We start from the raw sequence: 8897 nt of genomic DNA on the forward strand, positions 1-8897 counted from the left end.
GCCTGCTGGCGCGCCGAAACCGGCGCGCCAGACCCCCCAAGCAAGCGCTTGGCTTGTGAAATCGAAAAAATCAGCCATCCTTGCCGTGCCGACTTGTGTCGGACTGGCGAAAGGACTGTTCCAGAGTGGTTGGCGGCTGCAAATCACACTTTAGAGGGATCAAGCACTACCACCCGCTGGCTATAGTCCGCTCAAGGACTTTTTGAAAACGGAGCACACGCACTGATCGGGGCGAGCAACTCTGGAACGATTTCGGGCAGCCCTGGCGCCCGGTCCTCCACAGCGTTTTTGAAAGTACTCACTGCCATAACAATAATGCACATGGAGTAGCGTCGATGACCTCAGCAAACCAGTTCTGGCGCCGGGCGAAACTGCCTCTGGCGGTCAGTCTTGCCTCCACGCTCGCCGGGCCTGCATTCGGCGTCAGTTTCAACGTCGGTGAAATCGAAGGCCAGTTCGACTCGTCCCTGTCGATTGGTGCCAGTTGGTCCACGCAGAGCCCGAACAAGAACCTCATCGGCGTCAACAATGGCGGCCATGGCCTGTCACAGACCTCCGATGACGGTCACGCCAACTTCAAAAGCGGCGAAACCTTTTCGAAGATCTTCAAGGGTATCCATGACCTTGAACTGAAATACGGCGACACCGGCGTATTTGTCCGGGGCAAATACTGGTACGACTTTGAACTCAAAGACGAGAGCCGCGAGTTCAAGGACATCAGCGACAGCAACCGCAAAGAGGGCGCCAAGTCCTCCGGCGGGCAGATCCTCGACGCCTTCGTCTACCACAACTACGCGATTGCCGATCAGCCGGGTTCCGTGCGTCTGGGCAAGCAAGTGGTGAGCTGGGGTGAAAGTACCTTCATCGGCGGCGGCATCAACTCGATCAACCCGATCGACGTCTCGGCGTTCCGTCGTCCGGGTGCCGAGATCAAGGAAGGCCTGATTCCGGTCAACATGTTCTACGTGTCCCAGAGCCTCACCGATAACCTCTCGGCCGAAGCGTTCTACCAACTGGAGTGGGACCAGACTGTCGTCGACAACTGCGGCACGTTCTTCTCTCAGCCCGACATCATTGCTGACGGTTGCGACAACAACCTGCGCGTGCTGAACAAGCGTTCGCAGATTCCGGCGATTGCCCTGGGGCCTTTGGGGGCCAACGGCGTGAACGTCAACGAGGAGGGTGTGCTGGTGCGCCGTGGTCCGGACCGCGATGCTCGCGACAGCGGCCAGTACGGTGTGTCCTTCAAGTACATGTACGAACCGTTGGACACCGAGTTCGGTGCGTACTTCATGAATTACCACAGCCGTGCGCCGATCTTCAGCGCCACCGGTGCGCCGCAGTCGGTCTACAACACTGTCGCTGCACTGCCAGGGCCGTTCCAGGCGCTGGGCCCGCTGCTGGTTGCGGGCAACTCCAATTACTTCGTCGAGTATCCGGAAGATATCCGCCTCTACGGCCTGAGCTTCTCCACCACCCTGCCTACCGGTACGGCGTGGAGCGGTGAGATCAGCTACCGTCCGAACGCTCCGGTGCAACTGAATTCGACCGATATCCTGTTTGCCGGCGTTCGCCCTTTGGGCGGTCCGTATGCCAATGCCTCGCTGCTCAACGGCGTGCCCGGCCAGGATCTGCACGGTTACGAGCGTAAGGAAATCACCCAGCTGCAGACCACGTTCACGCACTTTTTCGATCAGGTCATGGGCGCCAGCCGTATGACCCTGGTCGGCGAGGTCGGCATGACTTACGTGGGCGGGCTGGAAAGCCGATCCGAAAAACGGTATGGCCGTGACCCGGTCTATGGTCCGGGTGAATTGCCGGCCACCGGTACCACCAATACCTGCGTCAACATTCTCAACAACGGCACCATCAATGGCGCCGGGCCAGGCTCGCCACAGAACAACCGCAGCCGCAATTGCGACAACGACGGTTTCACCACCTCGATGTCCTGGGGCTACCGTGGCCGTGCGATCTGGGAATACAACGACGTGTTTGCCGGCGTGAACCTCAAGCCGAACGTGGCCTGGTCCCACGACGTCAGCGGTTACTCGCCAGGCCCTGGCGGCAACTTCGAGGAAGGTCGCAAAGCGGTCAGCCTGGGCGTCGATGCCGAATACCAGAACACCTACACCGCGAGCCTGGCCTACACCAATTTCTTCGACGGCAAGTACACCACCGTGGATGACCGCGACTTCGTGGCGCTCAGCTTCGGCGTGAACTTCTAAGCACTTCAGGACGAACGAATTTATGAAAATAACAAAGAGTCTGTTCCACGCCGGTGTTCTGGGCCTGTCGCTGCTGGCGACCAGTGTCATGGCGGCGGTGCCTGCTGCCGAAGCGGATAAGCTGGGCAAGAGCCTGACGCCGATGGGCGCGGAAATGGCCGGTAATGCCGACGGTTCGATCCCGGCCTGGAAACCGTTGCCGAAAAATGCCGGCAGCGTCGACAGCAAGGGCTTCCTGTCCAACCCTTACGCCAGTGAGCAGCCGCTGTTCACCATAACTGCCAAGGATGTCGACAAGTACAAGGACAAGCTTGCCCCGGGCCAGTACGCGATGTTCAAGCGCTATCCGGAAACCTTCAAGATGCCGGTCTATCCGTCCCATCGCGGCGCCACCGTGCCGGATGACGTGTTCGCCGCGATCAAGAAGAACGCCACCAGCACCAACCTGGTGTCCGGCGGCAACGGTCTGGAAAACTTCGATACCGCCGTGCCGTTCCCGATTCCGAAAACCGGCGTGGAAGTGATCTGGAACCACATCACCCGCTATCGCGGTGGCAGCGTGACCCGTCTGGTGACCCAGGCCACGCCGCAACCGAACGGCTCGTACAGCCTGGTGTACTTCCAGGATCAGTTCGTGTTCCGCGACAAGATGAAGGACTACGATCCGGCGAACCCGGGCAACATCCTGTTCTACTTCAAGCAGAAAGTGACCGCGCCGGCGCGTCTGGCCGGTGGCGTACTGCTGGTGCACGAAACGCTGGACCAGGTCAAAGAGCCGCGTTCGGCGTGGGTCTACAACGCCGGTCAGCGTCGCGTGCGTCGCGCACCGCAAGTGTCGTATGACGGCCCGGGTACTGCCGCCGACGGCCTGCGTACCTCGGACAACCTCGACATGTACAACGGTGCGCCGGATCGTTACGACTGGAAGCTCGAAGGCAAGAAAGAGATGTACATCGCCTCCGACAGCTACAAGCTCGACGATCCGAAACTGAAGTACTCGGACATCATCAAGGCCGGTCACATCAACCAGGACCTGGCACGTTACGAGCTGCGCCGCGTCTGGCACGTAGTGGCGACCCTGAAAGAAGGTCAGCGCCACATCTACGCCAAGCGTGACTTCTACATCGACGAGGACACCTGGCAAGCCGCGGTGATCGACCACTACGACGGTCGTGGTCAGCTGTGGCGCGTAGCCGAGGCGCATGCCGAGAACTACTACGACAAGCAAGTGCCGTGGTACGCCCTCGAAACGCTCTACGACCTGCAGTCCGGCCGTTATCTGGCACTGGGCATGAAGAACGAAGAGAAGCAGGCCTATGACTTCGGCTTCACTGCCACCACCAGCGACTTCACCCCGGCCGCTCTGCGTCAGGACGGTGTTCGCTAAACCTGCGTAAACCGAGGCCGCATCCTCGTGAAAACGCCCCGACCTGTTCGGGGCGTTTTTTTTTGCATTGCCTACGCGCCTTCGAACCGCTTGGAACCGCTTTTGTAGGAGCTGCCGAAGGCTGCGATCTTTTGATCTTGCTTTGGCTTTTGATCTTCGCCCTCATCGGCAGGCCGAGCGAAGGTGTTCATCCGGGGCAGGCGCGCAGCGCCGTGCGGCGCAGCCGCATACATCGAGAGGAGGTGCAGCGAAGCAAACCGTAGGCGATGCCCCCGGATGGACACTGTAGCGAGGGTACACTGAGCTTCAGCGAAGTGCCGTACGCCGGGGGCAAAGCCTTTTGCTTACTTTTCGGCGTCTGGAAAAGTGAGTCGCTGTAAGAGCGAAACCGCCAGAAGCCCCAACCGCAGCAACGGATATGCCCCCAAAACCCACACAACAAAATCAAAAGATCGCAGCCTTCGGCAGCTCCTACACAAACCCGTCGGCGACCGAAATGCGGGGTGAATGGCGCATTCTGGAAAGACTTTTGTAGCCATTTGTAGCAGCAACCTTCATTACCTCTTCGTTTAAGGCTAGGCTGCGGACATCTGCAACGCCGCCAATCGCCTTCGAACAAGAGCCGGCCATGACTGATCTGTCCCCACTTCCGGGTCCCGCAAGCATCACCGTCGCAGCACTGGACGGGCGTTTTTTTCGCCCGCCGCTGCCTGACGGTTATGTTCTGCGACCGCGCCTTTGCCAGCGTCTGCGGGCCGGGCTGGGTGGTCGGTTGCTGTTGGTCAGCGCCCCCGCCGGGTTCGGCAAGAGTTCGCTGGCGGTGGAGTTCTGTCAGAGTCTGCCCGCGCACTGGCAAAGTCTCTGGTTGGGCTTGAGTCCGCGTGATAGTGATCCCGGGCGTTTTCTCGAGCGCTTGCTCGAAGGTCTGCAAGACTATTTTCCGGCCTTGGGCGCCGGTGCTCTTGGCCTGCTGAAAATGCGTCAGCGTCATCAGCCGTTCGCATTTGAGGAGTGGCTCGACGGTCTGCTCGATGAGCTGGCGCTGCACCTGGATCCTGCTACACCGTTGCTGCTGGTACTCGACGATTACCACCTTGCCCAAGGGCCGGTGCTGGATCGTTGCCTGCAATTTTTCCTCAATCATCTGCCAGAAGGCTTGCTGGTGATGGTCACCAGTCGGCAGCGCCCGGACTGGCACCTGGCGCGTTTGCGCCTGTCCCGCCAGTTGCTCGAGCTGCACGAACAGGACTTGCGCCTCACCCACGACGAAGCCCTGACTTTGCTCGATCGCCACAGCAGCTCACTGCGCGGCGAGGCGCTGGAAAGCCTGATCCAGCGCAGCGAAGGCTGGGTTGCAGGGCTGCGCTTCTGGCTGCTGGCGGTGGCCGAGGCGGGCAACGATTCAGCGCTGCCGCAAGCATTGAACGGCGGGGAAGGGCTGATTCGCGACTATCTGCTCGAAGAAGTCATCGATTGCCTGCCAGCCGAAGTGCAATCCTTTCTCTACGAAACTGCCCCTCAGGAACGCTTTTGCAGCGAGCTCTGCGATGCCGTCCGCGAAGCCCATGACAGCGCCGAGATCCTGCGCTTTCTGCTCGCCCACCAGGTGTTTCTGGTGCCGCTGGACGAGCACGGTCACTGGTATCGCTATCACCATTTGTTCTCTGACTTGCTGCGCAGCCGGCCGATCGCCCAGGCGATGGTGCCCAACGCCACCCTGCATCTGCGTGCCTGTCGCTGGTTCAATGCGCAGGGTTTGCTCGACGAAGCGGTGGAGCAGGCGTTGCGTGCCGGGCATCTCGACGTCGCGGCGAATCTGGTACAGAACCTGTCCGAAGAACAGCTGCTCGCCGAGCAGAACGTCGGCATGCTGCTGCGCTGGAAAATGGACTTGCCCGACAGCCTGCTGATCAGCACGCCACGGCTGATCGTTCTCTACAGCTGGGCACTGGGGCTGGCCTGCCAGCTCGATGCTGCCGAAGAGTTGGCCAGCCATTTGAGCCGCTTCCTGCCGGCGCCTTCGGCCACGGCGCAAAAGTCGATGCTGGCGCAATGGCTGGCGCTGAGCGGGATCATCGCTCGCGGGCGCGGCCACCGCGAACTGACCCTGCGTTATTGCAGCGAAGCGCTGGAGAGCCTGCCGGCCAAGCGTTACGGCCAGCGCCTGATGTGCCTGTCGACCTTGTCCAATCTGGCGATCGCCGACGGTGATCTATGGCGCGCCCGTGGCCTGAACCGCGAATCCCTCGAGCTGGCACAGCGGGTCGGCAATCCATTATTCGAAGCACTGGCGCATTACGACAGGGCGCGGGTTCTGCAGTCGCGCGGTGAGATTCTGCGCGCGCTGGATGAAGTGCATCAGGGCCTGGAACGCTTGCGCGGTTTGTCGCCGCAACGACTGTATGCCGTGCGCGCGCGGCTGACGCTTTATCAAGGTTTCCTGCTGGCGATGCGTTTGCAGCCGCAAGCGGCGCGCGTGCAGTTGTTGGCCGGGATCGGTGAAGCCCGTGCCTGTCGCGACATTAGCGTGCTGATCGGCCATTGCGTGATCGCTCGCCTCGACGGCGCCAACGGCGAATTCGCCAAGGCCTTCGCTGAACTCGCCGAAGCCGAACGCCTGATGCACATCTGGGACGTGCCGCCGATCTACTATCTGGCGATGATCACCTTGGTCAAATGCGAGCTGTGGCTGGCGCAGGGTCGTACTGATCTGGCAGAAGCGTGGCTCACCCGATTGGGCCAGACCTACACCGGCGAGAACGCTGCGGCACCGCCGGAATTCCATCCGCAGCTGCCACTGCATGTAGAGTTGCAACAGGCGCAGCTCGATGTGATTCAGGGGCAGCCGATGCTTGCCGAAGGGCGGTTGAATGTTTTACATGAGAATGGCCAGCGGACCGGGCGGCAGTTGCTCAGTGTAATGGCGTTGACGCAGAAGGTGGCATTGCTCCTGGCGTTGGGCCGTGAGCCTGAAGCACGCAAAGCGCTATGGCAAGCGTTGGAAGCGGCGGGTGGGGGCGTGCTGCAACCGTTCGATGCGCTGATCGAGCATCATCCTGACTGGGTTCGCGGTCAATTGATGACGGCCGCTTCGCCCTCCGTCGCTCAGCATTTGCTCGACCACCTGCCGGTTGGTGCTGTGCGGCCCGGGCCTGAAAATTCGACCGCGGAACAGCTCAGTAGCCGTGAGCTGGCCGTACTGCGCCTCATCGCCCAGGGCTGCTCCAATCAGGAAATCAGCGAACAACTGTTCATTTCGCTGCACACTGTGAAAACCCATGCCAGCCATATCAACAGCAAGCTGGGTGTCGAGCGGCGCACGCAGGCGGTGGCGCGAGCGAAAGAGCTGGGGCTGCTGATTTAGGCAACGCAGAATGCAAACAAAAACACCCTGCCTTGGCAGGGTGTTTTTGTTGATCGGTACGGATTGTCCCGAACAGCCCCAAGTGTCAGACGATTACGTCGTTCGCATTGAGCGAATTGACACCTAGCAGTTGTACTTCGAAATACCCTCCATTGTCTGCACTCAAGTTCCCCGACAAAACGCTATCGACGAAACGCAATTGCCCGAAGCCGGTGAATTCATCGGCGCCAATGAACGTCATCTTCTGCAAACCGAGCGTCATCGGGTCACTATCAAAGTTGGAGAAGTCGATCTTGTCTCCTTCCAGTGCGTTGAAGTCGGCAATGATGTTGTGCGACGGGCCTGAGCCGAACTCCAGGCCCAGGCTGATGATGTTGGTGAATGCGAAGGAGTCGGCTCCTGCCCCGCCGTTCAACGTGGAGTTACCCCAACCACCATACAGTGTGTCATTGCCCTCTGCGCCGAACAGCTTGTCGCTCCCGCCCAAGCCCATGAGTACGTTGTTTGCGGAGTTTCCGGTCAGAACGTTATCAAGGTTGTTGCCGGTCAGGCTCAGGTCGGCACTGCCGAGCAACTGGCCGTCTTCGACGTTTTCAGCCAGTGAGTAATTGACGAAGCTGCGGACGAGATCATGACCGCCATTGAAGGGGGATTCAAATACGCTGTCATTGACGTTATCCACGATGTAGATATCGTCGCCACCCTCGCCAATCATGTGATCAGCGCCAAGCCCGCCCGAGAGGATGTTGTTGCCGTCGTTGCCACGCACGTTGTTATTCAGATCGTTACCGGTCAGGCTCAAGTTCCCGTTACCCATCATCTGGCCATTTTCGACGTTGTCGGCCAGCGTGTAGTCGATACTGGTAAAGACGGTGTCCTCACCTTCGTTGGCGAGTTCAATGACCACATCATTGACGTTGTCGACGTAGTAGATGTCATAGCTATCGCCGCCGATCATCGTGTCGGCACCGAGTCCGCCGTCGATATAGTTGATGCCCGAATTGCCCCTTATCACGTTGTCCAGGGCGTTTCCGGTGAGCGTCGAATTGTCATCGCCTGTCATCGTCAAGTCTTCGATGTTGGCGCCAAGGGTATAGCTGAAACTTGTTCGAACCAGGTCATGGCCTTCACCCACCTGTTCGGTCACCACGTCGTTCATGTTATCTACGATATAGGTGTCATCGCCGGCACCACCGATCATCGTGTCAACACCCATGCCACCGTCGAGAGTGTTGTTGCCCGCGTTACCGGTGATTCGGTTGCTGACCGAGTTGCCAGTACCGTTGAGGTTGGCATTGCCGATGAGAATCAGGTTTTCGACGTTGGCACCAAGGGTGTAGTTGATGGACGAGAACACACGGTCAAGCGCGGTGAGCGAGGCGTCGGTTTCGATGACCACGTCGCCGACGTTGTCGACGTAGTAGGTATCGACACCGTCGCCACCGATCATGGTGTCAGCGCCGACGCCGCCATCAAGGGTGTTGGCGGCCGCGTTACCGGTCAAGGTGTTGTTCAGTGCGTTGCCGGTGCCGTTGACGGCGTTGCCGGTCAGCACGAGGTTTTCCAGGTTGGCGCCGAGCGTCCAGTCCACCGAAGAGCGCACGGTGTCGATTTCGCTGAGCAGGGTACTGGTTTCCGTCACGGTGTCGCCGAGGTTGTCGACGATGTAAGTGTCGTTGCCCAGACCGCCGATCAGAGTATCGGCACCCAGACCGCCATCGAGGACGTTGTCGCCGTCATTGCCGGTCATGCGGTTGCTGACGGCGTTACCGGTGCCGTTGAGGTTGGCATTGCCAGTCAGGATCAGGTTCTCGACGTTGGTGCCAAGGGTGTAGTCGATGGACGAGAACACCCGGTCAAGCGCGGTCAACGAGGCGTCGGTTTCGATGACCTGGTCGCCGACATTGTCGACATAGTAAGT

Annotated in this window: 4 protein-coding genes; 3 read left to right on the forward strand and 1 reads right to left on the reverse strand. The window is 59.8% G+C overall.

Going from position 1 to position 8897, the window contains the following annotated elements; translation table 11 throughout:
* Window positions 1-335: 335 nt before the first annotated feature.
* The 3 genes from AC0Z4S_RS25045 (at window position 336) to AC0Z4S_RS25055 (ending at window position 6976) form a co-directional block, all read left to right on the forward strand.
* On the forward strand, window positions 336-2225 hold the full coding sequence (locus AC0Z4S_RS25045) for a DUF1302 domain-containing protein (RefSeq protein ID WP_485624962.1): 1890 nt from the start codon (window positions 336-338) through the stop codon (window positions 2223-2225).
* A gap of 22 nt (window positions 2226-2247) precedes the next feature.
* A complete protein-coding gene (locus AC0Z4S_RS25050; protein ID WP_024014265.1) occupies window positions 2248-3612 on the forward strand; it encodes a DUF1329 domain-containing protein in 1365 nt (454 codons plus the stop codon).
* 628 nt (window positions 3613-4240) lie between these two features.
* On the forward strand, window positions 4241-6976 hold the full coding sequence (locus AC0Z4S_RS25055) for a winged helix-turn-helix domain-containing protein (RefSeq protein WP_485624963.1): 2736 nt from the start codon (window positions 4241-4243) through the stop codon (window positions 6974-6976).
* Between the two features lie 85 nt (window positions 6977-7061).
* Here the strand turns inward: AC0Z4S_RS25055 and AC0Z4S_RS25060 are convergent.
* On the reverse strand, window positions 7062-8897 hold a 1836-nt coding region (locus tag AC0Z4S_RS25060), incomplete at its 5' end, for a beta strand repeat-containing protein (protein WP_485624964.1).

The organism is Pseudomonas sp. 1L-B-1-E-C1 (genome assembly GCF_057291835.1).

Bases quoted from the DNA above. Each gene is read 5' to 3' on its own strand.
- AC0Z4S_RS25055 (WP_485624963.1), top strand. From the start codon at position 4,241: ATGACTGATCTGTCCCCACTTCCGGGTCCCGCAAGCATCACCGTCGCA.
- AC0Z4S_RS25045 (WP_485624962.1), top strand. From the start codon at position 336: ATGACCTCAGCAAACCAGTTCTGGCGCCGGGCGAAACTGCCTCTGGCG.
- AC0Z4S_RS25050 (WP_024014265.1), top strand. From the start codon at position 2,248: ATGAAAATAACAAAGAGTCTGTTCCACGCCGGTGTTCTGGGCCTGTCG.